The organism is Flavobacterium fluvii, assembly GCF_900129545.1.
GTDB lineage: Bacteria > Bacteroidota > Bacteroidia > Flavobacteriales > Flavobacteriaceae > Flavobacterium > Flavobacterium fluvii.
In genome coordinates, this window is the sequence record NZ_FQWB01000003.1 from 74683 (window position 1) to 98823 (window position 24141).

Genomic DNA, 24141 nt, shown 5'->3' on the forward strand with positions numbered 1-24141 from the left:
AGTTTTTTAATTGTTCTTATTCCTTGTCCGAGAAAAATTTCTCCAAGGCTTTTGCTTTTGGAAACAAAATGTTGTTTTCCAAATGGATGTGTTTGTGTAAATCTTGCTCGAATTCTTCCAGCATGGCAAACGCTACTCTATAAGTATTGCAGGCATCTGCCGGCGGCGTGTAATTATTGGCCAAAGCCGCAATGGTTCTAAAACGTTCGCCTTCATTATCGTGTTCTTCCATCATCATGGCGATGGGATTGTTCACGGTTCCAAAATGGGGAGGCTCAACGGAATCGTGACTTTTTGTGGCGTCCATCATTTTTTTGACGAATGGGAACAAAATCAATTCTTCTTTTTTCATGTGCTGTGCCAATTCTCCTGCGCATCCCGTGAACAGTTCGTTGATTTGGAACAATTCAGGATGGCCGCTTCCGTGTACGCTGCATAATTTGTCCAAAAACTGGAGTAGTATTGGAGTTTTTTCTTCAACATAACGATGGTGTGTTTTCTCGATATAGACCACCAATAAATCCAATGGCCAAGAATTGAAATCTATACCATAGTCGTTTTTTGAATCCATGACGCTCTCCAATTCTTCCAATAAATCCGCTTCGTTTATTTTTTTTATCTGGCACACTTCTTCGATGGTTCGGTGTCCTTTGCAGCAAAAATCAATTCCATGTCTCGAGAAGATGGCTGCTGTCCTGAAATCTTTTGCAACAAATTCTCCAATCGTGTTTTTTTCTAATGTTTCCATCTTTGTTGTTTTTTTAAGAGGTTAAATAATAGTTGGTTACAGTCGTATTTGCCTCTATTTTACAGACTATAATTTTACAAGTTTTCAATTGTACTTTATATGATTTATATCATATTTGAAATTTATTATCATTTTCTTATCAACAGCTGTTGACAAAAAAATGAGGGGCAAGGAAGTCCTTTAAGGAGGGCTTTTATACTGCAATTTTATGGAAAAAACATTTTTTTAAGTATGATTGGAATCATACGCAACCCGATATTTTGAAACGAAATTTGCGGTATTGAACATTGAAAATAAAATAGACCTAATAATGAGCGATACCTTAAATACAATGAAACTTCCCGAAGGACATCCGGTGAGTGTTTATTACCAGGAAAAAGAAATTATCAATTCACTTTTGGGAGAATTGCTGGCGGTGGATGCCAAAGCCGAATTGCAGAAATACACGAATATTTTCAACCAACTACAAACCATAGAAAAACGATTTGCCCGAAAAGAAAACCAACTTTTCCCTTTTTTGGAAAAGAAAGGATGGAATGGGCCTTCACAAGGAATGTGGTCTTTTCACGACAACTTGAGGGAACAATTTCGATTGTTGCGCAAGAATATGGATGCCAAGGAATTTGACAAGATTAATTCGGATACCCCATTTTTGGTCGATGGAATTAATCGATTGATGAATACCGAAGATATGGTTTTGTTTCCCAATTCCTTGAATTTACTGGCAGAAGAAGATTGGATTTCGATGCGAAAAGGCGAGGAGGAAATAGGTTGGATGTTGCCTGAAACCCCGACTCCTTTTCCTGCCGTGGAATACGTTCACCCAAGCGAAGATTTTACCAAAAGGGAAATGACTTTTTCGCTTGAAAACACCTCGCATTATGACGAAGGCTACATGACGGTGGAGCAGGTAAATTTGCTTTTTAGAACAATGCCCTTGGATTTGACCTATGTGGATGAAAACGACAAAGTGATTTTTTACAACCGTGGTGACGAACGTGTTTTTCCTAGAAGTGCCGGAATCATTGGTCGTGAAGTAAAATTTTGCCATCCTCCAAAAAGTGTGGGAACGGTGCTGAAAATTTTGGAAGAGTTCAGGAAAGGAACCAAAAGCGAATCCTCGTTTTGGATTAATTTCAAGGAAAGATTGATTTACATTCGTTATTTTGCCGTGAGAGATGCCGACAAAAACTACAAAGGCGTGATTGAAATCTCGCAAGACATCACCGACATCAAGAAAATTGAAGGCGAAAAACGATTGTTGGATTGGGAATAGGATAGAAGCCTGAAGTTGATTAATACTAAATTGGGACACGGATGACACGGATTGTTTCGCCAGTTCGACCTTTGGTCTCGGGTTTGCAGATTTACACAGATTAATAATGGGTTAAGTTTCAATTTTTAGATTATTGATTATTCAATTAAAAAAAAATCAGCGATAATCAGCTAAAATCCGTGTCAACTGCGTGCCATTTATAACAAATGGCATCATCTCATCTTTTGATTAATCGAACTTAGAATAGTAGTAAAAGAGTTAACTAATTCAAACGAAAGAGGCTGTGGTATTTTTATCGCAGTCTTTTTTATTTAGGCTGCCAATAAATGAATTTTGAATTGTATTTTTGGGTTTTAAATACAAAATCACATGATTTCAGTTCAAGAGGCTTTCTCCATTTTACAAAATAATTTGCCGCCACTCCAGCAAGTGGAATATTCGTTGATTCAAGCCCGAAAACATGTTTTGGCAGACGACATTTTCTCTCCCATCAATATGCCACCGTTCCGGCAATCGGCGATGGATGGTTATGCGCTTTGCCTTTTTGAGGGTTTGGAGTATGAAATCATAGGCGAAATAAAGGCGGGAGATTCCCATTTGGTGAATTTATTGCCAGGTCAAGCCCTGAAAATATTCACGGGAGCTGCCGTTCCAGATTCGGCGCAAGCGGTGATTCAAATCGAAAAGGTTTCGGAAAAAGACGATCGATTGCATCTTCAAGAACCAGTTAAGGCGGAAACCAATGTAAGACCCGTTGGCGAACAAATTTCCGTTGGTGAATTGGCTTTGGAAAAAGGAACCTTGCTCAACGCTGCCGCCATCGGATTTTTGGCAGGTTTGGGATTCACTTCGGCCAAGGTTTACAAGAAACCCAATGTGGGGATTGTCGTGACCGGAAACGAATTGGTCAAACCTGGAGAATCCTTGGAATACGGAAAAGTATATGAAAGCAACGGCATTATGCTGGAATCGGCCTTGAAGGAAGCTTATTTTGAAAATGTTAATTTGTATGAAGTCAACGATGATTTTGAAAATACCAAGAACAAATTGGCAGAAGCCTTGTCGGCGAATGAGGTAGTCTTGGTTTCCGGCGGAATATCCGTGGGAGATTATGATTTCGTGGCACGGGCTTTAAGAGAATTGGAGGTGGAAAAACTGTTTTATAAAGTCAACCAAAAACCGGGAAAACCCTTGTTTGCCGGGAAAACCAAAAACAAAATAGTTTTTGCCTTGCCCGGAAATCCAGCCGCCGCATTGACTTGTTTTTATGTGTACGTGTTGCCGACACTTTCGATACTTTCGGGGAAAGCGCCTAATTACAATCAGTCCAAACCGATTTCGATTGCCCACGATTATTCGGTTCGAAATACCCGCAGCCAGTTTTTGAAAGCCAATATTGTTGATGATGAAGCGAATGTGTTATCGCACCAAGCTTCCTCGATGCTGAATTCTTTCGCGGTTTCCAACGGCTTGGTTTATGTGCCCGATGGAACTTATGAATTGAAGAAAGGCGACAAAGTGGAAGTGTATTTGTTGTAAGGAATGTAATCTTTGACAAAGACGTAACAAAACTCGCAATCGTTTTGGCAATTTCGTTCTAGTCTCAGTAATTTAAAGAAAATTATTTATTTTTTTATAATTTTAGTCATAACTTAGCATTTAGCAAATAGAAAATAATTGTGACTATAAAATTTAATTTATAACCTTTTAAAATCAATCAGTATGATAGTACAGTATCAAGGTAAAAAAAATGGAAAATCGACAACATTAACCATAAAAATTAACGGAGGCAATTTGTCGAAAACGAGTTCTAATTACGAGCTTTTTTTGTATGTTGGTGATAAAGGAGCCAATCAAGTGCCACTTTTTACGACAGAAATTCACCAAAGTTTGTCGAATTGTTTAAGAGAAATTTACTTGTTCAGGAAACACAATCACATTGCGTTTGATGCTGGTTCAGAAATAACAATAGGCGATTTGAATCCTTACGACCAAATTTTATATGATTTCCTAAAACCAAACTTGTTTGCGGCATAAGCCAATTTCGTAAAGACATAAAAAAAAGACTGTTCAAAAAATGAACAGTCTTTTTTTTTTAATCGGGTTTAAATCAGGACGCGGATGACGCGGATTAAAATGGGTTAGTCTGTAACTTTTAGATTATTGATTGTGTAACTTGCAGAAAAATCAGCGATAATCAGCTAAATTCGCGTCATCCGTGTGCCATTTACTGCAAATGGAATCGGGTTATTTGTTGTAAATATCCAACAACCAGCTGTAGAAACTGTCTTTCCATTGGGAAACCGAATGTCCTTTGTCATAACCCAATCCAAAACCGTGATCGCCTTGGGAATAAATGTGCAATTCCGAATGATTGACTTCGGCAGCGACGGCAGCCAAACCGGGAATTATTTCTTTCATGGGCATTTTTTTGTCATCACGTGCAATAGCCATAAAAACGGGGGGCAATGCGGCTAAATTGTCAATTTTTTTGATGTTGCTCAAAGTGTTTCCGTAATAGATTAAGCCAACAAATGCAGGTTTCCAGTTTACAGGCTCTTTGCTTTCGGTCGATTTGATGGCAATGTTTCCGCTTAACCAGCCTCCGGCAGAAAAGCCCAGAATCCCAATTTTGTCTGAGTCAATTTTTAGGCTTTTGGCTAATTCTTTCATTTTCAGTATACCCGCTCTGACATCCTGATAAACAGCGCCTTTGTAGTCATCCATAGGGATAATCATTTCTCCTTTCTGATCTTTTCTGTTGGTTCTGTATTTCACGACCATACAATTGATGCCTTGTCCGGAAAGCCAAATGGCCAAATCTGTTCCCTCTTTGTCAACCCAATTGGTAGTGAATCCACCGCCTGGGAGTATTACGACTCCAATATGTTTGTTATTGGTTTCAGAAGCTGGGAATAATTGATAGGTTGGAATGGAAATATTGCTGATAACCCTGTTCTTGTGGGATAAAGAAAGCGGATTAATCACGGAATCCACCACGGTTTCTGGATTGGGATGGCTTATTGGGTTTTTCTCGATGCCGTTGGGATATAAAGGCGTTTCCGGATTGGTTTGAGCCAATAAATAAGTGCAGTTTAATAGTAATAAAATGGAGAAAAGGAGTGCGGTTTTTTTCATATGGGTTGGTTTAATAGTGATATATTCTTTCAAAAATATATAAAAAATAGCTTCAAAAATTTAAAAGATGTTTTAATTTATATTGTTGAATTTAAATTTATTGTTTGCGCTAACTCGAAATTTTGAGACCAAGTTAAAAACAGATATATTTGGTAAAAAAAAAATTAAAATGGTTGATGTCAATAAACTAAAGGAATCATTGTATATAATAAATAGTATATCTTATGAAATGAATCAATTGCACAATGAATTAGATATACTACGAATTCCAGTTGAAAGTGTAGTTTTAAGAGAATTAAGAAAATGGGAAGATATGCAAATCTGTAAACTTTTAGATGAGTTTAGAGAATTCAAGAAAATTGACCCGGAAACATATGGTGTTTTTGTTCCCATTATAGATTACATCAATAAGTATCCAGGAATAAGAACATCAAGAAATAAACAACTTGCACATTCAAATAGAGAAGGAGATAAAAAGTGGAAACCTTGGTGGGTTGCATTGAAAGGTCAAGCTGTTCCTAATTCAGAATATGAGAGATTGGCTATTTATGAATTATTACAACAAATATGGAAAATTCTTGAATTTAAATATAATAAGGAAATAATTGATGCGCATTCAGAATTTAGAGAAGATCATAAAAAATTTATTGAAGCTTTAAAAAATAGAGTTCATCCAATGAATTTTTTAGAAAATGTAATTCCAACATTAACAGAGGTACAAAAACTGTTAATAGAAAAACAAATAGGATTAAATATTATGCCTAGTATATAATTTACTCTACTACCGCGTGAGGGATAGCAGTGGAAATCATCCCGATTTTTATCGGGAGATTGCAGCGAATAGCCCGACCCGCAGGGTCACGCCCAATAAAAAAGGGCTAATAAAAGCCCAGTTTCTTTAATAATATCGAAAAATTAATAATTGAATTTCTTGTCCGTCAAGGTTTTCATGAAAGCAATGAGTTGTTTTTTTTCTGGCTCGGTTAAATTCAATTTTTCTTCGGGCAAGGTTTGGTTTTTCAATGAAAAGCCTAAGCCTTTTCCGCCGCCTTCGTTGTAAAAATCGATGACTTCCTCCAAGGTTTTAAAAACTCCGTTGTGCATGTAAGGTGCGGTCAAAGTTATGTTTCGGATGGTGGGCGTTTTGAAAGAGTTTTTGTGGATTTCGGCTTTTGTCAATTCAAATTTACCTAAATCGGTATCTAATTTATTTTGTTTATTAGGCACGCCAAGTACTTCACTTTCGGATTTGGTGTAATTGGGAGGAACCGTTCCATTGGTCAACGGGATGAAATGGCAAGTCGCACATTTGGCTTTGCCGGCAAATAAATTGAAACCTGCTTTTTCGTCGTTTGTAAATTCAACCTCGTCACGCATATAGCCGTCGAACTTGGCATCGTACCCACTCAGGGAACGAATGTAAGAAGCCAAGACATTTTTTATGGCAAAGGCATCGATTTCCTTGTTCGGGAATGCGGTCTTGAATTTGGCCACATATTCTTTGTTTTTTTTCAAGGCAATGGCTGATTTTTCGAGCGAACCGTGCATTTCGTTTTCGTTCGTGATAACGGCAACGGCTTGGTCTTCGAGATAACTCACGCGTGAATCCGAGAAAAAAGCGCGTTGAAAAGCGATGTTGGACAAGGTTGGCGTGTTTCTTTTTACCAAAGATTTTCCGTCTATCGTTATTGCTTTTTCTTGGTCATCGGTAAACGCTTTGTCCGAATGATGGCAGGAAGCGCAAGAACGGCTGTTGTCTCCGGATAAAATGGGGTCATTGAATAGTTCTTGTCCCAATTTTATTTTTTCGGGAGTGGTTTTGTAATCCGGAAATCCCGAGAAAGCTTCGGCATCAAAAGCGTCTTTTTCGAAAAGTGTTTGCGCCGTTGATTTCAAACCTCTTGCATCTTTCAAGAATGGAATTTGCAGTTTTGTTTGGGCTTGATAAATGCTTTTGCTCAACGGATTGGCAATTTCCTTGATGAAATACGCCCTGTCAAAAGAATTGAAATCTTGATGTTGCTGTACATATTTTTTTCCTTTTTCGATGGTTTTCAAAATGGTTTCTAACGCATTCGATTCGGAACTGTAAATTTTACAATAGGATTCGATGCTTTCCAAGGAAGCCAAGGTTTCAGGAATGGAGTTTTGGGCAATGGGAGAATCGAAACCGGTAATTCCCATGGTCACGATTCTAAAAATTTCCAGTCGGATGGCGTCAAAAATATGGGAATCGGTCAAGGTATTCGTTTGCGAAACCAAGTCCAGCCGATTCAAATTGGCTTTAAGAATCCCCAATTGATTCAACAATTCCGATTTGTCTTTTTGACTGTATTTCGGAAAAATGAATTCTTCGATTACCTGAAAACCTTCCGGGGCAACGGTGATGCCTTCGTCAATTTCGTATTCATCCAAAGCGGGACCGTTGATGGCTTTGGAAACCATTGGAAAATAATATTCGCTTAGAATTTCCACTTTTTTATAGGCTTCACGCGATTTTAAAAACTGCTTTTGAATTTTATTTGGAGCTGCTTCCGTTTGAACCAGGCGTTCCAGTTCGACAGCTTCTTTTTTCAAAAGAGCAATGTCGGCTTTAAACAAATCGTTGGTTAGTTCTGTTGTGGGTTTGATATCGGCACAAGAAAACAAGAGTAAAAATAGGGGCAAAAAATAAAAATTTTTCATTTAAAATAGAACTTGATTATAAAAACAAAAACCACGATTCCATAATAGAACCGTGGACTTTGTGCATTAGTAAGATGATTTATCTGGCCAATCCTTTGATGACAACAATTTGGCTGGCTTGTTTTTCAGATGTGCGAAGAGTACCTCCGTCAACACCTTTGTATTTGTCTCCATTCCAGGTATGAGGTTGTACGCTCAACATAAATGTGTCTTCGATTCCTACTTGCTCTGAAACATCGATTAAAGCGCCGTATTCCCATGATCCGAAAGCAGAATTTCCTCCCACGTTGTATTTGGCAGCATCGGCAGCCGTACGACGGTGGTCTAATTCGACAACCACTTTCAGTTGTTTTTTGGCAATGTCATATTGATAAATGTAGGCATCGTGGGTTTCGTCTCCATAAACATTAGAATCTTCCTGAATGTAAACATAGTTTTTGGTTACGCAAATGTTGTCCGGATTTTGGAATTTTCCGGCAATTCCCGTGCGATCATCTCCGTCAAGAATCACTTCCAAATTTCCGGTCAATGGATTTGCTGAGTCTAAATTCAACTTGTAAACTCTACCGTATTTAGTTCTTGAAGCATCGGCATTGGCTCCAGAAAGAGCTTGCCCCGTTACGTTAAAATAAAGTTCGCGATCGGCATCATTTCCTCCTTTTCGGTAATCCAAATCTTCCACTCTGCCAAATTTGATGGCTTTAAGCGTATTCACCGAAGCATTGATTTGGGCACCAGTCATTGTAGTGTGATTTTCAACTTTCACGAAAGAAACAGGATAGGTTTTTCCCGTAACCATGTTTTTCTCTATTTGGTTGTCGTCATTTCTTTTCATCATGTACAACGAACCGTTTTCAAGATCGCCCACGGTATTGGACACATACATGAAAACTTGTCCGCCATAAGTTCCTGAATCGTCATCGCCAATAACAATAACGGTTTTTCCGGAATAAGCCGATTTGTGCAAAGGCACGGCATTTTCTGCACTTATTCTGCCTAATCCCGGTAATTCTTTGGTAACTGATGCTCCTCCAACATTGGCATAAGGATTCACTCCGTGCGTGCGAGATTCTTCACCAGATTCTCCACTTGTTAGATATAAAGGACCAAAACCGTGTTCGGCAGGCGTAACCATTGTAGCACTGCACAATCTCCAAGTTCCTCCGTTGGAATTCAATAAATATTCTCCTTTTACGGGTTTGAAAGTTTTGTCTAAAGTGATTCTTGAAACCGCAAAATTGTCTTCGTTGTTCACCAAAAAAGTAAAAGTTCCATCTGTGTTTTTCAATAAACCGGAACCATCTGCAGAACCTCCAAAAATATAACTTGGACTCTGTGCCAAAACATCATCCGAAGTCAGCAGCGAAAATAATTCCAGGTTTTCAAAACCAGTTTGTTTTTTTAGTAAAACGGGTGTTACCGATTGATTGGCCAATACAACATCGGTTTTGGCAACTGCATCGCTTCCAGATTTATCATTGTTCTCGCAAGAAATCAGTGTTGCCAAAAACAACATTGGTAAAATAATTCTTTTCATTTTAGTTTAGTTTTAAATTCCGTACAAAGGAATGCGCAACATTTAAACTTAAAATGAATTGTATATTACCAAAAGACTACCATTAAGGGGAGATTCTTCGGCAGAATAAACAATTAATTTACATACTAAGGGTTGTTTTATTGTTTGTACTTTTCAATAATGCCTTTGATTACTTCCGAAGTCAGCTCATAACCGTGTAATATTGGATAACCTTCCCAACGCACAATTCCATTGGGATCTATCAAAATGCAATGTGGAATGCCTTGTACTTCCAGCTTGTCATACATGGTTCTTTGCGTGTCTATGGCGCTGTAATATTCTATTTTGGGATTGGCAAGACTTCGTACTTTTTCTGGTGTTTCGTCGCTGATGCCTATAACGATTAAATCATTTTCAAATTCTGCTTTAAATTGGTTCAATTCGGGAATGGCTCTTTTGCACGGGCCACACCAAGTCGCCCAAAAATCGATGAGCACAAATTTTCCTTTGGTGTCGGGTTTGCCTGAAAGCCATTTTTCGACCACCAGTTTCGGCGCTTTTTGATTGATAATCGATTTTGCCCAAATTTTTTTGTCTTGCGAAAAGGTATTTATGGCAAACAAACAGGCCAAGAGTAGTAAGGTGTTTTTCATTTTTATGGTTTTAAATTAACTGGGCCATATATAGTTCAGCTTTACAAAATGATAGGAGCCAACGGCTCTAGACAGATAGATATGATAACGGACACTTTATTTTCTTTCAAATATATAGATATATTATTACAAATTGTAAATATGATTTTCGATTTATTTAGTGATTTTTTGTCTTTTCTATTTTTAGTTCAAGTAAGATCCAGAGGAAAAAGAGTCATTTCTCTCTGTGAAAAAAAGCATTTTGTTATGTTTGTTAAAACACAACGAAATTATTTCATTGAAATGGATTGACGCCACAGACTTATTGAATAAAGCAACCAATATGGCGAACAGTGATTTTGATAAATATTTTCTCAAGAAAATGAATAATTTAAACAGTTATGACCCTTACTGCTTTTTTGTTGCATTTTACTACACAAAAAAATGTATATTCGAATTGAGTTTTTTGATGATTACCCCCAAACGAGGCATAAAAATTTGAATTTACAATGAAATCAATTTCCAATCAAATATTAGCTTATATTTTAATCTCTTTGAGTGTCGTTTATGTGGCTCGTTATTTTTACAATGTACATACCAGAACTCAATTTGAAACCCAACGGTTAGAAAAAAATAACGTTCGTACTTGCGAACGTTTAGCTTACTTTGTTGTGAATCCAATATTGCATAACGATAGTATTTCGCTTAAAACAAATATTAATTTTGAAGCATTGGATGAAAACATTGGTTCGATCCAGATTTTAGATCAAAGCAATCATCTTTATGCGGGAGTAGTAAGCATAAAAGGCAAGACTAATCCAATAAATGGTAATCAACCACTTGTTTTAAGACAAGATTCCATTGTCAGGCCAATTTTATACCAAGGAAAAACATTGGGAAAGGTTGTTCTTTATTCCAATAAAGAACCGTTGCAACAATTTTTAGGGGAATTAAAGCAAATGTTTGTCCTGGAAATATGCGTGATTTTTTTAAGCATTGCCATCCTGCTGTTTTTTGTTTTGAAAAGGGTTGTCATCAATCCTCTTTCCATATTAAAAAAATGGGTGTCTTCCATTAATACAGACAATAGTATTCCTAAACCCAAATTATTTCACAGTACGGAAGTTGACACCATAATTGATACTGTTTCTGAACTAACGGATCGCTTGATTTTCACGCTTAAAGAAAATTTAATTCAAAGCAGGCAAATATTCGAAAAGGAATCACTTATGTCATCGATAAGCACGAACTTGCCGGAAGGAATGATTTACCGCCTTAGTACCTATGATAATGGTGACCGAAAGTTTACTTATTTAAGCGGTTCATTCCAAAAAATATACGGACATACTCCCGAAGAAGGGATGAATGATGCCTCACTTATATTTGGTAGGGTTCTAAGGGAAGATATTCCGCTTTTATTGGAAGCTGAAGCCGAATCCAAAAAAAACCTGTCGACTTATAGATGTGAAGTGAGAATGGTGAATCTAGATGGAACTCGTCGTTTTTCAAGGTTTGTGTCAACACCAACGCCCATGGAAGACGGCTCGATTAGCTGGGATGGATTAGAGCTTGATATTACCGATCTGAAAAAAACACAATCCGATTTGCAGCAAAACAAGTTCCTGTTGGAAAGCATAACCGAAGGATTGCCTGATATTATTTTTGCAAAAGATATTAATGCGCGTTATACATTTGTCAATTCTGCAGTGGCAAATCGTGTCAATAAAACTCCAGAAGAGTTTTTGGGGAAAGACAACAGCACTATTTATTCTCCAGAAGAAGCCAAAAAAACATTGGAGAAAGATCTTGAGATTATGGAAACTGGAGAGATGCAAACTTTTGAAGAAGAGTTGACGACATCTTCAGGGATTGTTACTTTTTTGACCACCAAAGGTCCAATTAAAGATGCACAAGGCAAAACTATTGGAATGTTCGGAATTGCCCGAGATATTACCGATCTAAAAAAAGTGCAATCCGATTTACAGCGAAACAAGTTCTTGCTGGAAAGTATAACCGAGGGATTGCCTGATGTTGTTTTTGCCATGGATCTTGATGGGCGATACCTGTTTGTCAATTCTGCATTGGCAAAGAGTGCCAATAAAAAACCTGAAGAACTTTTAGGGAAAGATAATCGCGATAATTTTCCTCCAGAAGAAGCCAAAAAAATATTGGAGAAAGATCTTGAAATCATGAAAACAGGCCAGATACAAACTTTTGAAGAACAGTTGACCAGGCCTTTCGGAAAAGTTGTTTATTTAACCACTAAAGGTCCAATTAAAGATGCTGAAGGCAAAACGGTTGGAATGTTTGGAATTGCCCGTGACATAACAGATCGCAAGATAGGGGAAGAAGCATTGAGGGTTTCCCAAGAAAAATTTGAGTTTGCTTTTAATTCAAGTCCCAATGCCATTTTCATACAAGATGAGCAGACTGGAGAAATTCTGGAAACCAATGCGACAAGCTCCAAAATATTTGGTTATAGCCAAGAGGAAATTTTATTTAAAACAACATTGGAACTTAATTTATATAAAAATCCAAAGTTTCGCGAAAAAGTAATTGAAATCTTGAATGGAAAAGGTTCTATTCGAAATGTGGAAGTGCTTAGTCGTCATAAATCTGGGGCAGATTTGCATATCGTTTTTAGTGCAGAGCGTCATTATGTTGATCATAAACCTTTCTTGTTTGTCAATATGCAAGATGTTAGCGAACGCAAACAGGTTGAATTGGAGCTTCAAAAACTGAATCTGGACAAAGATCGTTTTATCTCTATTCTTGGACACGATTTAAGAAGTCCCGTGAACAATATCTTGCTTCTTCTGGAACTTTTGCATGCAGATTTGTCCAATATGGAAATGGAGGAAAGCGAGGAAATTGTCGATTTAGCCTATAAATCGGCAAAAAATACTTCCAAATTATTGGATGACGTATTGTTGTGGGCCACGGCACAATCGGGAAAAATGGAGTTCAATTCCCAAATGATTAATTTTAAAACCGATTGTTTGAATGTTGTTGAATTAATGCAAGCCAATGCCAATGCCAAAAATATCACGATTGAATTGCATTGCGAGGATTCATTGGAAGTTTATGTAGATAAAAATATGCTCGATACAGTGTTGCGAAATTTGATTTCGAATGCAATAAAGTTTACTCATACTGGCGGAAAAATTACTCTTTCGGCCGAAAAAACTACTCAGGAAGTCGTGATTTCCGTTGCAGACAATGGTGTGGGAATTGAGCCCAAAGATGTCGGAAAGATATTTGATAAAGCACAAATGTTTACTTCAATTGGAACCAATGCCGAAAAAGGAACCGGTTTTGGTTTGAAACTTTGTCAGGAATTTGTCGAAAAGCATAATGGAAAAATTTGGGTAGAAAGCGAAGTAGGCAAAGGAACTTGCTTTTATTTTTCATTGCCCAATGCAGTTTAACAGTTTGTGTTTTCTGAATATAAGGTACATTCCGACTCGAAATTGCAATAAAGAACTTCTAATAAATCTGCAGGGTCACGCCCAAAATAGTATTTTCTAACAAAAATATCGTTAATTCTCTTTTCTGTAAAAAAGGCTTTCGTTATATTTGCAAAAGTATAACGAAATTATTTCCATTGAGAATCAAAAGTAAAATTTGGATTGAAACCGAGGAAGGCATCATTATTAGTGACGGTCGCATTCAATTATTGAAATTAATTGAAGCGACGGGTTCATTGAATAAAGCGGCCAAAGAAATGAATATTTCCTATCAGAAAGCCTGGAAACTGGTTGATGCATCGAATAAAGCCTCGAAAGAACCGCTTGTAGCCACTCAAATTGGAGGAAACAAAGGAGGAGGCACGGTTTTGACTCCGTATGGAAAATCGTTAATCGAATCTTTTGAGGCAATCAATTCTTCCTGCTGGGAATTTTTGGACGCCGAACTTAAAAAATACGCATTATGACCGTTTCAGATTTGTTAGGAATGCCTTTGTTGTTGCTGTTGCTACCCATAGTGGCGTTCTTGTATGCGAGTGTCGGACACGGCGGAGCCAGCGGTTATTTGGCATTGATGAGTGCATTTTCCTTCCCGATGACATATATGAAACCAACGGCTTTGGTGTTGAATATCTTGGTTTCATCGGTTTCTTTTTACTTTTATTACAGGGAGAAAAATTTCAAATGGAACTTGTTTTATCCTTTTGCATTGACTTCAATTCCGTTTTCGTTTGTGGGCGGTTATTTGAAAATTGACGCTTATTATTATAAAATTATTTTGGCCACTGTTTTGGTTTTTGCCGTATTGCGATTGCTGGGATTTTTTGGCAAAGAAAAAAATACGCTTAACGAAATTAACCTGCCGTTGGCATTAGGATTTGGAGCTTTAATAGGTTTTTTGTCCGGTTTGTTGGGCATCGGCGGAGGCATTATTTTGAGCCCTGTTTTACTGTTGTTCGGTTGGGCAACGATGAAACAAGCGGCTGCAGTGTCGGCCTTGTTTATTTTGACCAACTCGATATCAGGTCTTTTTGGATTCGTTTCACAAGGCGGAACACTTCCTGAATCTTCGTTGGTTTTGATTGGAGTCGTTTTTATCGGCGGATTATTGGGCGCATATTACGGAAGTACAAAGTTTAATTCGAAGTCGTTGCGTTACGTTTTGTCGGCGGTTATCGGAATTGCAATAGTTAAATTATATACCACAGCATAATGGAAAATTTCACGGGAATTATTTTGGCAGGCGGAAAAAGCCAACGTATGGGAACCGATAAAGGTTTGTTGCCACTGAACGGAAAACCGTTTATAAAACATATTTATGAGGCAATGAAACCGATTTTTGGAGACAATATTGTGGTGGTTTCCTCGAATGCGGCTTACGATGCTTTTGGATACAATCGCATTGAAGATTTAATTTCAGATAAAGGTCCTGTGGGTGGTTTGTACACGGCTTTGAAACAGTCAAAAACCAAATTTAATTTGGTGCTGAGTGTCGATGTGCCTTTGATTACAACAGAATTGGTGAAATGGTTGGTGGATAATCACGATGATGGTTATTTGGTCACACAAGTTCAGGTTGGTGATAAAGTGAGTCCATTGGTGGCCGTTTATGATCGTGCTTTAAGAACTCTTTTAGGTGAGCATATGGCAGGAAACCAATTGAAATTGCGTGATGTTATTGCCGAAGTGAATCCTCAGACGTTGATTATTCCTGAAAAATGGGAAAAACAACTGCAAAATATTAACACCGAAGAAGATTATAAAAAAATACAAAAATGATTATTACCCTTAAATATTTTGGTTTACTCGTTGATATTACCCAGAAGAAAGAGGAGGTTTTTCGTTTGGATGAAAGTAAAGTATCGGTCTCTTTTTTGAAATCAAAAATGGAAACCGCTTACGAAGAACTGAAAAACACCAACTATTCCATTGCGATAAACCAATCGATGAGTAGCTTGGATTACACTATAAAAGATCAGGATGTGGTTGCTTTTTTACCTCCATTTGCTGGAGGATAAAAATTTAGATTTCAGAATGCAGAATTGATGAAACAGTAAAAATGATTAACAAAACTAGATATTCCAGACAAATTGCCCTTGATGAAATAGGGGAATCCGGTCAGCTAAAATTACAAAATGCGAGCGTTTTGGTAATTGGAGCGGGTGGTTTGGGTTGTCCTGTTTTGCAAAATTTGGCAGCCGCAGGAGTAGGAACCATCGGAATTGTTGATGGAGATGTGGTAGAGGAAACCAATTTGCATCGTCAATTGCTGTATACTTTGAAAGACTGCGGAAACAGCAAAGCGGAAACAGCCAAAAAAGCGATTTTGGAACTGAATCCAGAGATAAATGTAAATGTGTTTCCTGAATTTTTTAGTACTCAAAATGCTTTTGAAATTGTTTTCGATTACCAAATTATTGTCGATTGTACCGATACGCTTGCCGTTCGTTATTTGATAAATGATGTGGCTGTAGTCAAAAAGATTCCGGTAGTTTATGCTTCGATTTACAAATTTGAAGGACAGCTTTCGGTTTTCAATTATAAAAACGGTCCAAGTTATCGTTGTTTGTTTCCAGAGCAAGAAAGTTTGGAAACGGTTCCCAATTGTGTGGAATCCGGAGTTTTGGGAGTATTGCCGAACACACTCGGTATCTTACAAGCCACCGAAGTTTTGAAAATAATTTTAGAAATTGGAGAAGTTTTGTCAGGTAAATTATTGATTTATGATGCGCTTCATTTTCAAACGCAAATCATTGATTTCACCAAGAATCCAAAAGCGATTGAAAAAGGGTTTATAAACGGAAGTCTGCTTTTGAACAGTAAAAAAACAAAAGAGGATTTAAGTCCCGAAGCGTTTTTAGAAAAATGCAATCAGTCGGGAATGGTTGTTATTGACGTTCGGGAATTGAATGAAATGCCTGAATTTAAAAGAGAAAATGTGATTCAGATTCCGTTGAGTGAATTGGAAGAATACAGTAAGAAATTAGATAAAAATCAGGAAATTGTTGTGTTTTGTCAAACAGGGCAACGCAGTATGGCTGCTATGAGATATCTTCAAAAATCGGGGTTTGTTGGCGTTTTCCATTTAGGAAGAGGCATTGAATCTTTGAAAAATCAAATACAATAAAAACAATAGAAGGGCGGTTTGTTTTAGCCACGAATTCACTAATTGTTAATGAAATAAAAATACTGTACAATTTCACAAATTTTAAATTGACTTTTAAGATTAGTGAAATCAAAATAAAATAGATAAAGAAAGTAATTCGTGAATTCGTGGCTTAAAAATGAGTTTGATGTAAAGAGCGGATGATCTAAAAAAAATAGAATATGTCAGATAAACCAAAGAAAAGTTCTTTTATTCAAGGACAAATAACATCGGAATTCATAGGGAATTCCATTGCCAAACACCAAAGTAAAACGGCGATTGGTGCGCATAATATCTTTTTGGGTCAGGTTCGCGCCGATGTTATCGACGGAAAAACGGTGGCAGCCATCGAATATACCGCTTACGAAGAAATGGCAGAACAAAGTTTATATGAAATCCGTGAGTCGGCTTTCGCCAAATATGATTTGACTTGTCTGCACATTTACCACAGTTTAGGCTTGGTAAAAACAGGCGAGATTTGTTTGTTCGTTTTTGTGTCGGCACCAAGACGCAAAGTGGTTTATGAAGCGTTAGAGTTTTTGGTGGAAGCCATCAAGGAAAAAGCACCCGTTTTTGGAAAAGAAATATTTGAAGACGAATCGTATACCTGGAAAAAAAATACATAAAAAAATGGCACGCGGATGACGCAGATTTAAGTGAATTTTTTTGAAATTTTGAAATATTTATTAAGAGTATCAGTGTAAATCTGTTCAAATCTGCGTCATCTGCGTGTCAAAAAATATAACTATGGTAGATATAACACATAAAATAATTACCCAACGCACTGCAACGGCTCAGGCTATTGTAAAAGTGGGTTCGCCGGCAACGATGCAGGCCATTTTAAACAATACCGTTCCAAAAGGAAACGTATTAGAAGTATCGAGAACAGCAGGATTATTTGCCGTAAAAAACACTTCGAATTCTATTCCGGATTGTCATCCAATGCCAATTGAGTTTACAGGAATTCAATTTGAATTACTCGAAGATTCGGTTTTAATTGAAGTTACCGTAAAAGCCATTTACAGAACCGGCGTTGAGGTAGAAGCCATGCACGGCGCATCAATTGTAGCTTTGACGATGTACGATATGCTGAAACCCATCGATAAACAAGTAGAGATCTCGACCATAAAATTATTGCATAAAAAAGGAGGGAAGTCAGATTTTGGAGTAAAAGAAAAAATGGATTTATCGGTTGCTGTAATGGTTTGTTCCGATTCTGTAGCTTCTGGAAAAAAAGAAGACAGAGCAGGAAAAGTAATCACCGAAAAAATAAAAAATCTAGGATTAAGCGTATCGAGTTATACGGTAATTCCTGATGAGGTAAGCGATATTCAAGAGACGATAAATAAATTTTGTGAGAACAAAAAAGATTTAATCATCATCACGGGAGGAACGGGTTTATCGAATAGAGATGTGACTCCGGAAGCGGTTATTCCATTGTTGGATCGTCGCATTCCCGGAATTGAAGAAGCGATTCGTTCCTATGGTCAGGACAGAACGCCTTATGCGATGTTGTCACGATCTGTGGTCGGTTTCAAAGGAAATACTTTGATTATGGCTTTGCCGGGTTCAACGGCAGGCGCAAGCGAATCGATGGACGCTGTTTTTCCATCGATATTACATTTATTCAAAATACTAAATGGTTTCAACCACGGAAAATAAAACAATTCAAATGCAGGATACTCACGGCAGAGGACACAATTACTTGCGTATTTCGATTACGGAACACTGTAATCTGAGATGTACCTATTGTATGCCCGCCGAGGGAATTGCGCTCACGCCAAGAGCGCATCTGATGACTGCAGATGAAATTGTGACTATTGCCCAAACTTTTGTCAATCTCGGTGTAACCAAAATTCGATTAACTGGAGGAGAACCTTTGGTACGAAGAGATGCCAAACAAATCATTCAACGATTAGGAAAATTAGGCGTTGAACTGACTTTGACCACCAACGGTATTTTGGTTCACGAATTTATAGATACTTTTAAAGAAGCCGGAATTACGACTTTGAATGTGAGTATTGATAGTTTGCAAAAGGATAAATTCAATACGATTACCCGTAGAAATTATTTCGATAAACTATGGGAGAATCTAGATTTGCTTGATGCCAATGGGTTTCAGGTAAAACTAAATGTGGTTATGATTAAAGGTTTTAATGATAATGAAATTATCGATTTTATCGAAATGACCAAAGACCGAAACCTCCAAATTCGGTTCATAGAATTTATGCCTTTTGACGGCAACCAATGGAATAAGGAAAAACTAGTTTCCTATGCTGAAATTATGGAGCAAGTAGAAAGTTTTTATTCCAATGAAAATGTAAAACGCATTCAGGATAAACCCAACGATACGGCTAAAAACCATAAAATAGAGTCTTACAGAGGAAGTTTTTCGGTGATTAGTTCGGTTACCAATCCGTTTTGCAGTACGTGTAATCGTATCCGTTTAACAGCTGATGGGAAACTGAAAAACTGTTTGTTTTCCAATTCAGAAACTTCTTTGTTGGATACTTTAAGAGCAGGCGAATCCATTGAGCCACTCATATTTCAAAATATAAAATCCAAACACGCCATGAGAGGCGGAATGGATGACGATGCCAAATTTCAAAACCCGGAATTGTTTTCTCAAAATAGAAGCATGATTAAGATTGGGGGGTGATTTGGATTTTTTTTTTTTTTAGAATCTTAAAAAGTTTTTAATTTACAATTACAATATAATGTACCTGCTCTCAGGGTCTATCTAATTGGTTTGTCGAACAATGAGTAGTTGGTTTAGAGGTAATTTTAGTCTATAAAGGATGCTAAGTTCAATTGTTATTTGTAATTTAGAACTATTAAGAACCAATCTTATTTTTATGGCTACGAAGAAAGCATCAACTATTACTAAAATTACTTTTTTTTCAACCCAGGCTTACGACAAAGTTTTTTTTGAAAAACACAATATTGATTTTGGTTACAAATTAGATTTTTTTGACACTCAATTAAACGAGCAAACAGCAAAATTAATTCAGGACACGGATGTTGTTTGTGTTTTTGTAAATGATGTTGTAAATGAATATGTAATTAAAAAATTGGCTAAAAAAAACGTGAAAATTATTGCTTTGCGATGTGCAGGTTTTAATAATGTTGATTTGGAAGCCGCTAGAAAATTTGGAATCAAAGTTTGCCGAGTTCCTGCTTATTCACCTGAAGCTGTTGCAGAACATGCCATGGCGATGATTTTGACCTTAAATCGTAAAACACATAAAGCCTATAATCGTGTCCGAGAACAAAATTTTTCTTTAAACGGATTACTAGGTTTTGATTTACGCGGAAAGACAGTTGGGATTATTGGAACAGGAAATATAGGGAAAGCGTTTGCCAAGATTGTTAAAGGTTTTGGTTGTAATATTTTGGCTTATGATATTGTTGCAGATGCCGAAATGGAGAAGGACGGAGTGACTTTTGTTTCATTGGAGGCTATTTTCAAAGAATCGGAAATCATTTCGTTGCATTGTCCGTTGAATGAACAAACCAAACACCTTGTCAATAAAAAATCCATTGCGTCGATGAAAGATCACGTAATGATTATCAATACGAGTCGTGGTGGTTTAATAGAAACGGCTTCGGTTATTGAAGGTTTGAAAGAAGGAAAAATAGGTTATTTGGGAATCGATGTATACGAACAGGAAGAAAAGCTTTTCTTCAGGGATCTTTCAGCTGATATTATTCAGGATGATGCGATTCAGCGTTTGATGAGTTTTCCAAATGTTTTGGTTACGGCACATCAGGCATTTTTTACTAATGAGGCTTTAACGCAGATTGCTTTGGTAACATTGGGAAATATCCAAGTCTTACTGGAGAATAAGGAAATTGAAAACAAAGCTTCGCAGTTGGTTTGAAAGTGTTGCAAATGAATAAAGGAGCTTCAAACTGAAGCTCCTTTATTTATATATATTTCGGAATACAATGTTTTATTCCACCAATTCCATAATTTTACTTTCACCAACAAGATTTACCTTAATCAGGTTGTTTTTTGATAAACCTTTGGTGGCAGCATCCCATTTTTTGCCGCTCAATTCTGATTTGATTTTCAATAATCCCAAATCCATTTTGTTTTCATTGGTTTTTAGTAAATCAATAATCAATTTTTCCTCGTCAGATAATTCGATAGTTTGTTTTTTCTCCGGACGCATTTGCGGGAAAAACAAAACTTCCTGAATAGAGGCATTATTGGTAAGGAACATCATCAAACGATCCATTCCAATTCCTAATCCTGATGTTGGAGGCATACCATATTCTAAAGCTCTCAAGAAATCCTCGTCAATCGTTCCATTGGCTTCATCATCACCTTTTGCAGCCAAACGCATCTGGTCTTCAAAACGTTCTCTTTGGTCAATCGGGTCATTCAATTCTGAGTAAGCATTTGCTACCTCTTTACCGCAAACCATCAATTCGAAACGCTCTGTCAAATCCGGATTGTCACGGTGTTCTTTACAAAGTGGTGACATTTCCTTTGGATAATCGGTAATGAAAGTTGGCTGAATATAATTCCCTTCGCATTTAGCACCGAAAATCTCATCAATCAATTTTCCTTTACCCATTGTGTTGTCAACGTCAATTCCCATCCCTTTTGCAGCTTCAAAAAGTTCTTTCTCGCTTTTACCGGAAATATCAAAACCAGTAAAATGCTTGATGGAATCCGTCATGGTAACACGGGCATAAGGCGCTTTGAAATTGATTTTATGTTCACCAAAAATAGCCTCGCTAGTTCCATTTACACCAATAGCGCAATGTTCCAACAAGTTTTCGGTAAAATCCATCATCCAGTTGTAGTCTTTGTAGGCTACATATATTTCCATGGCGGTAAATTCTGGGTTGTGCGTTCTGTCCATTCCTTCGTTACGGAAGTTTTTCGAAAACTCATACACGCCATCAAAACCACCAACAATCAATCTTTTCAAATACAATTCATTCGCAATACGCATATACAACGGAATGTCAAGCGAATTATGGTGCGTGATAAAAGGTCTTGCTGCAGCACCACCGGGAATAGATTGCAAAACAGGAGTTTCAACCTCTAAATATCCTGCTTCGTTAAAAAATGAACGCATCGAATTGAACAATTTTGTTCTCTTGATAAATGTCTCTTTTACATTTTGATTCACCGTCAAATCCACATAACGCATTCTGTAACGCAATTCAGCATCGTTAAAAGCATCGTGAACTTTTCCATCTTCATCCACTTTTGGCAATGGCAACGGACGCAAAGTTTTACTAAGGAAAGTAAAACCGCTTACACGAATACATTTTGCACCAACTTGTGTCGTAAACAATTCACCTTCAATACCAATAAAATCGCCCAAATCGGTCAATTTTTTGAATACTTGATTGTACAAGGTTTTATCCTCTTCCAAACACAAAACATCACGATTCACGTACAATTGAATACGCCCTTCGCTATCCTGCAATTCAGCAAAACAAGCCTTTCCCTGATCTCTCACACTCATCAAACGCCCGGCAACAATCACCTTTTTACCTTCTTCAAAAGACTCCTTTATTTGCTTCGAAGTATGATTTACAGGAAAAAGATTAGCAGGATAAGGGTTAATTCCTAAATTGCGTAAGTTTTGAAGTTTTTCTCTACGGATAATTTCTTGTTCAGATAATGCCATTATATTCAGATTTTAAGAGCGCAAAGATAACAAATTCATCGCAGAATTTTGATTGCAGATTTCAGAATTTTCAGGAGCAGAAATATTGGGTTTTTCAATCAACAGTCGTCCCGCTATTCGTTGCAATCTTTTGGGCCGAACCCCGCCCCAAAAGGATTTCCACTGCTATCGGGGCTAAACGACAACTTTTGGCTTTTCATAAAACCTTTCTAAAAAAATAAAAGTCAAAAATCCGCGCCAATCCGTTCAATCTGCGTCATCCGTGTTCCATATTTTATTTATAAAAACATTGCCAATAAAAACTTCGTAACTTTGCATTTCAAAATAAGGCAATGAACAAAACCATTCAACTCCAAGATTTAGGACTCCAAGACTACAAAACCACTTGGGAATACCAAGAAAAAATATTCAAGGGGGTTGTCGATTTGAAAATTCAGAACAGGAGAGAAGAAACAAATCTTGCAACTCCCAATTATTTCCTTTTTGTCGAGCATCCGCACGTATATACGTTGGGGAAAAGCGGTGATTTAGAAAATTTATTGCTGAACGAAAAACAACTCGAAGCCAAAGGAGCCACTTTCTACAAAATCAATCGTGGCGGCGACATTACTTATCACGGTCCTGGACAAATAGTGGGTTACCCTATTTTGGACTTGGATAATTTTTTTACCGACATTCATAAATACTTGCGTTTTCTGGAAGAATCCATCATCCTGACTTTGCAGGAATACGGATTGGAATGCGGTCGAAGCGAAGGTGAAACAGGTGTTTGGCTCGGAGAGGGAACCCCGTTTGCCAGAAAAATTTGTGCGCTTGGCGTTCGTGCTTCCCGTTGGGTTACAATGCACGGTTTTGCATTAAACGTCAATGTTGATTTGGGTTATTTCGACAACATTATTCCTTGTGGCATTCGCGGTAAAGCCGTTACTTCTTTAAACGTCGAACTAGGTGTCGAAAAAGTGGATGAAGCTGAAGTGAAAGCGAAAATCCTGAAACATTTCACGACATTATTTGATTGTGAGATTCAATCTGAAATCAAAAATCGTTGATCAACAATCTGAAATCATATTTCCAATTTCAACTGTTCCGGCAATAATCGAAATGTCATTCGATGGTATTTAGTCGTGCCATATTTTCGGATGGCTTCACGGTGTTCTTGAGTGGGATAGCCTTTGTTTTTCTTCCAATTGTACATCGGAAATTCTTCGTGTATGCGATTCATGTAATCATCGCGATAGGTTTTTGCCAAAACCGAAGCGGCAGCAATGCTTAAATATTTGGAATCGCCTTTTATGATACTTTGGTTCGGGATTGATTTCAATAATTCGATTTCTTCTTTTGTAAACCGTTTTCCAAAAGTGTTTTTCAACCCCAATTTGGCATTCAATGCTCTATTGCCGTCCACAATAATGAATTCAGGCGTTTGGCTTAATTTCAAGATGCATTCCTGCATTCCTTTCATTGAAGCATTCAGGATATTTATTTCGTCAATTTCATTCGGATGCAAATGGGTTACGGCGAATGAAATGGCTTGTTCTTCAATAATTGGTCTTAGTTTTTCTCTAACCTTTTCGGATAATTGCTTGCTGTCATTTAAGATTATGTTTTCAAAATAGGGTGGAAGAATTACGGCAGCGGCAGTTACAGGTCCCGCCAAACAACCACGGCCAGCTTCGTCGGTTCCGGTTTCCAGTGTAAATGTTGAAAAATTGGTAAGCAGCATATTTTTGGTATTGGAAGAACAAATATTGTAAAAAATTTTCCAAAAAAGGGTATCAAATTACTATTTGCCAAAACATTTCCATAAATCAAGTCGTTTTTTTATTTGTACCATTTTTCATTTACCTTTGCTTCATAAATATTTATCGAATAATTGCCTA

At 37.3% G+C, this 24141-nt stretch carries 22 protein-coding genes; 15 read left to right on the plus strand and 7 right to left on the minus strand.

Annotated features, from left to right (window positions below; genetic code table 11):
- Positions 1-16: 16 nt before the first annotated feature.
- The gene (gene ric, locus BUC16_RS08085; protein WP_073369651.1) at positions 17-748 is read right to left on the minus strand and encodes an iron-sulfur cluster repair di-iron protein; all 732 of its coding nucleotides are present in this window, start codon (positions 746-748) and stop codon (positions 17-19) included.
- 310 nt (positions 749-1058) lie between these two features.
- On the opposite strand from ric, the gene BUC16_RS08090 reads away from it, so the two are divergent.
- The 3 genes from BUC16_RS08090 to BUC16_RS08100 all read left to right on the plus strand — a co-directional run bounded on the left by BUC16_RS08090 (position 1059) and on the right by BUC16_RS08100 (position 4061).
- Positions 1059-2024, plus strand: coding sequence for a DUF438 domain-containing protein (locus BUC16_RS08090; RefSeq protein WP_084546126.1), 966 nt, complete (start codon positions 1059-1061; stop codon positions 2022-2024).
- 369 nt (positions 2025-2393) lie between these two features.
- Positions 2394-3563 (plus strand): molybdopterin molybdotransferase MoeA, encoded by a 1170-nt coding sequence (locus tag BUC16_RS08095; protein ID WP_073369653.1) that lies wholly within the window; start codon positions 2394-2396, stop codon positions 3561-3563.
- A gap of 183 nt (positions 3564-3746) precedes the next feature.
- Positions 3747-4061: a hypothetical protein gene (locus BUC16_RS08100; RefSeq protein ID WP_073369656.1), complete on the plus strand. Its 315-nt coding sequence runs from the start codon at positions 3747-3749 to the stop codon at positions 4059-4061.
- A 210-nt stretch (positions 4062-4271) separates the two neighbouring features.
- On the opposite strand, the gene BUC16_RS08105 is transcribed toward BUC16_RS08100, so the two are convergent.
- Positions 4272-5162 (minus strand): alpha/beta hydrolase, encoded by an 891-nt coding sequence (locus BUC16_RS08105; RefSeq protein WP_073369658.1) that lies wholly within the window; start codon positions 5160-5162, stop codon positions 4272-4274.
- Between the two features lie 85 nt (positions 5163-5247).
- Between BUC16_RS08105 and BUC16_RS08110 the strand changes: the two genes are divergently transcribed.
- Positions 5248-5934, plus strand: coding sequence for a hypothetical protein (locus BUC16_RS08110; protein WP_141226105.1), 687 nt, complete (start codon positions 5248-5250; stop codon positions 5932-5934).
- Positions 5935-6077: 143 nt separating this feature from the next.
- On the opposite strand, the gene BUC16_RS08115 is transcribed toward BUC16_RS08110, so the two are convergent.
- The 3 genes from BUC16_RS08115 to BUC16_RS08125 form a co-directional block, all read right to left on the minus strand.
- Entirely contained in the window at positions 6078-7847 is a 1770-nt protein-coding gene (locus tag BUC16_RS08115; RefSeq protein WP_073369662.1) for a cytochrome-c peroxidase, read from the minus strand.
- A gap of 79 nt (positions 7848-7926) precedes the next feature.
- Positions 7927-9384 (minus strand): PhoX family protein, encoded by a 1458-nt coding sequence (locus BUC16_RS08120; RefSeq protein WP_073369664.1) that lies wholly within the window; start codon positions 9382-9384, stop codon positions 7927-7929.
- Between the two features lie 137 nt (positions 9385-9521).
- Positions 9522-10016, minus strand: a complete 495-nt coding sequence (locus tag BUC16_RS08125) for a TlpA family protein disulfide reductase (protein ID WP_073369665.1) — start codon at positions 10014-10016, stop codon at positions 9522-9524.
- A 488-nt stretch (positions 10017-10504) separates the two neighbouring features.
- Between BUC16_RS08125 and BUC16_RS08140 the strand changes: the two genes are divergently transcribed.
- The 10 genes from BUC16_RS08140 (at position 10505) to BUC16_RS08185 (ending at position 20488) form a co-directional block, all read left to right on the plus strand.
- The gene (locus tag BUC16_RS08140; RefSeq protein ID WP_073369670.1) at positions 10505-13423 is read left to right on the plus strand and encodes a PAS domain-containing protein; all 2919 of its coding nucleotides are present in this window, start codon (positions 10505-10507) and stop codon (positions 13421-13423) included.
- Positions 13424-13599: 176 nt separating this feature from the next.
- The gene (locus BUC16_RS08145; protein ID WP_073369671.1) at positions 13600-13929 is read left to right on the plus strand and encodes a winged helix-turn-helix domain-containing protein; all 330 of its coding nucleotides are present in this window, start codon (positions 13600-13602) and stop codon (positions 13927-13929) included.
- Entirely contained in the window at positions 13926-14675 is a 750-nt protein-coding gene (locus BUC16_RS08150; protein WP_073369673.1) for a sulfite exporter TauE/SafE family protein, read from the plus strand. The genes BUC16_RS08145 and BUC16_RS08150 overlap by 4 nt, the downstream gene beginning before the upstream one ends.
- Positions 14675-15241, plus strand: a complete 567-nt coding sequence (gene mobA / locus BUC16_RS08155; protein ID WP_073369675.1) for a molybdenum cofactor guanylyltransferase — start codon at positions 14675-14677, stop codon at positions 15239-15241. Before BUC16_RS08150 ends, mobA begins: the two co-directional genes overlap by 1 nt.
- A complete protein-coding gene (locus BUC16_RS08160) occupies positions 15238-15480 on the plus strand; it encodes a MoaD/ThiS family protein (RefSeq protein WP_073369677.1) in 243 nt (80 codons plus the stop codon). Before mobA ends, BUC16_RS08160 begins: the two co-directional genes overlap by 4 nt.
- Positions 15481-15521: 41 nt before the next feature.
- Positions 15522-16589, plus strand: a complete 1068-nt coding sequence (locus tag BUC16_RS08165; RefSeq protein ID WP_073369679.1) for a HesA/MoeB/ThiF family protein — start codon at positions 15522-15524, stop codon at positions 16587-16589.
- Between the two features lie 200 nt (positions 16590-16789).
- Complete coding sequence (locus BUC16_RS08170) at positions 16790-17233, plus strand: molybdenum cofactor biosynthesis protein MoaE (protein WP_073369680.1); 444 nt, start codon at positions 16790-16792, stop codon at positions 17231-17233.
- A 103-nt stretch (positions 17234-17336) separates the two neighbouring features.
- A complete protein-coding gene (gene moaCB, locus BUC16_RS08175) occupies positions 17337-18269 on the plus strand; it encodes a bifunctional molybdenum cofactor biosynthesis protein MoaC/MoaB (RefSeq protein WP_262987417.1) in 933 nt (310 codons plus the stop codon).
- A complete protein-coding gene (moaA, locus tag BUC16_RS08180) occupies positions 18247-19266 on the plus strand; it encodes a GTP 3',8-cyclase MoaA (RefSeq protein WP_073369683.1) in 1020 nt (339 codons plus the stop codon). Before moaCB ends, moaA begins: the two co-directional genes overlap by 23 nt.
- Positions 19267-19462: 196 nt before the next feature.
- A complete protein-coding gene (locus BUC16_RS08185; protein WP_073369685.1) occupies positions 19463-20488 on the plus strand; it encodes a 2-hydroxyacid dehydrogenase in 1026 nt (341 codons plus the stop codon).
- Between the two features lie 72 nt (positions 20489-20560).
- Here BUC16_RS08185 and lysS read toward each other — a convergent pair whose 3' ends face one another.
- A complete protein-coding gene (lysS, locus tag BUC16_RS08190) occupies positions 20561-22261 on the minus strand; it encodes a lysine--tRNA ligase (protein ID WP_073369686.1) in 1701 nt (566 codons plus the stop codon).
- Between the two features lie 332 nt (positions 22262-22593).
- Between lysS and lipB the strand changes: the two genes are divergently transcribed.
- A complete protein-coding gene (gene lipB / locus BUC16_RS08200) occupies positions 22594-23310 on the plus strand; it encodes a lipoyl(octanoyl) transferase LipB (protein WP_073369690.1) in 717 nt (238 codons plus the stop codon).
- 14 nt (positions 23311-23324) lie between these two features.
- Here the strand turns inward: lipB and rnhB are convergent, their stop codons facing one another.
- A complete protein-coding gene (rnhB, locus tag BUC16_RS08205; protein ID WP_073369692.1) occupies positions 23325-23984 on the minus strand; it encodes a ribonuclease HII in 660 nt (219 codons plus the stop codon).
- Positions 23985-24141 lie beyond the last annotated feature (157 nt).

What these genes read in the sequence shown, in the direction of transcription:
- BUC16_RS08125 (WP_073369665.1), bottom strand. Translation starts at nt 10,016, where the DNA reads ATGAAAAACACCTTACTACTCTTGGCCTGTTTGTTTGCCATAAATACC.
- BUC16_RS08105 (WP_073369658.1), bottom strand. Translation starts at nt 5,162, where the DNA reads ATGAAAAAAACCGCACTCCTTTTCTCCATTTTATTACTATTAAACTGC.
- BUC16_RS08185 (WP_073369685.1), top strand. Translation starts at nt 19,463, where the DNA reads ATGGCTACGAAGAAAGCATCAACTATTACTAAAATTACTTTTTTTTCA.
- BUC16_RS08150 (WP_073369673.1), top strand. Translation starts at nt 13,926, where the DNA reads ATGACCGTTTCAGATTTGTTAGGAATGCCTTTGTTGTTGCTGTTGCTA.
- BUC16_RS08140 (WP_073369670.1), top strand. Translation starts at nt 10,505, where the DNA reads ATGAAATCAATTTCCAATCAAATATTAGCTTATATTTTAATCTCTTTG.
- moaA (WP_073369683.1), top strand. Translation starts at nt 18,247, where the DNA reads ATGGTTTCAACCACGGAAAATAAAACAATTCAAATGCAGGATACTCAC.
- BUC16_RS08160 (WP_073369677.1), top strand. Translation starts at nt 15,238, where the DNA reads ATGATTATTACCCTTAAATATTTTGGTTTACTCGTTGATATTACCCAG.
- BUC16_RS08170 (WP_073369680.1), top strand. Translation starts at nt 16,790, where the DNA reads ATGTCAGATAAACCAAAGAAAAGTTCTTTTATTCAAGGACAAATAACA.
- BUC16_RS08115 (WP_073369662.1), bottom strand. Translation starts at nt 7,847, where the DNA reads ATGAAAAATTTTTATTTTTTGCCCCTATTTTTACTCTTGTTTTCTTGT.
- mobA (WP_073369675.1), top strand. Translation starts at nt 14,675, where the DNA reads ATGGAAAATTTCACGGGAATTATTTTGGCAGGCGGAAAAAGCCAACGT.
- ric (WP_073369651.1), bottom strand. Translation starts at nt 748, where the DNA reads ATGGAAACATTAGAAAAAAACACGATTGGAGAATTTGTTGCAAAAGAT.
- BUC16_RS08100 (WP_073369656.1), top strand. Translation starts at nt 3,747, where the DNA reads ATGATAGTACAGTATCAAGGTAAAAAAAATGGAAAATCGACAACATTA.
- BUC16_RS08090 (WP_084546126.1), top strand. Translation starts at nt 1,059, where the DNA reads ATGAGCGATACCTTAAATACAATGAAACTTCCCGAAGGACATCCGGTG.
- lipB (WP_073369690.1), top strand. Translation starts at nt 22,594, where the DNA reads ATGAACAAAACCATTCAACTCCAAGATTTAGGACTCCAAGACTACAAA.
- rnhB (WP_073369692.1), bottom strand. Translation starts at nt 23,984, where the DNA reads ATGCTGCTTACCAATTTTTCAACATTTACACTGGAAACCGGAACCGAC.
- BUC16_RS08165 (WP_073369679.1), top strand. Translation starts at nt 15,522, where the DNA reads ATGATTAACAAAACTAGATATTCCAGACAAATTGCCCTTGATGAAATA.
- lysS (WP_073369686.1), bottom strand. Translation starts at nt 22,261, where the DNA reads ATGGCATTATCTGAACAAGAAATTATCCGTAGAGAAAAACTTCAAAAC.
- BUC16_RS08120 (WP_073369664.1), bottom strand. Translation starts at nt 9,384, where the DNA reads ATGAAAAGAATTATTTTACCAATGTTGTTTTTGGCAACACTGATTTCT.
- BUC16_RS08095 (WP_073369653.1), top strand. Translation starts at nt 2,394, where the DNA reads ATGATTTCAGTTCAAGAGGCTTTCTCCATTTTACAAAATAATTTGCCG.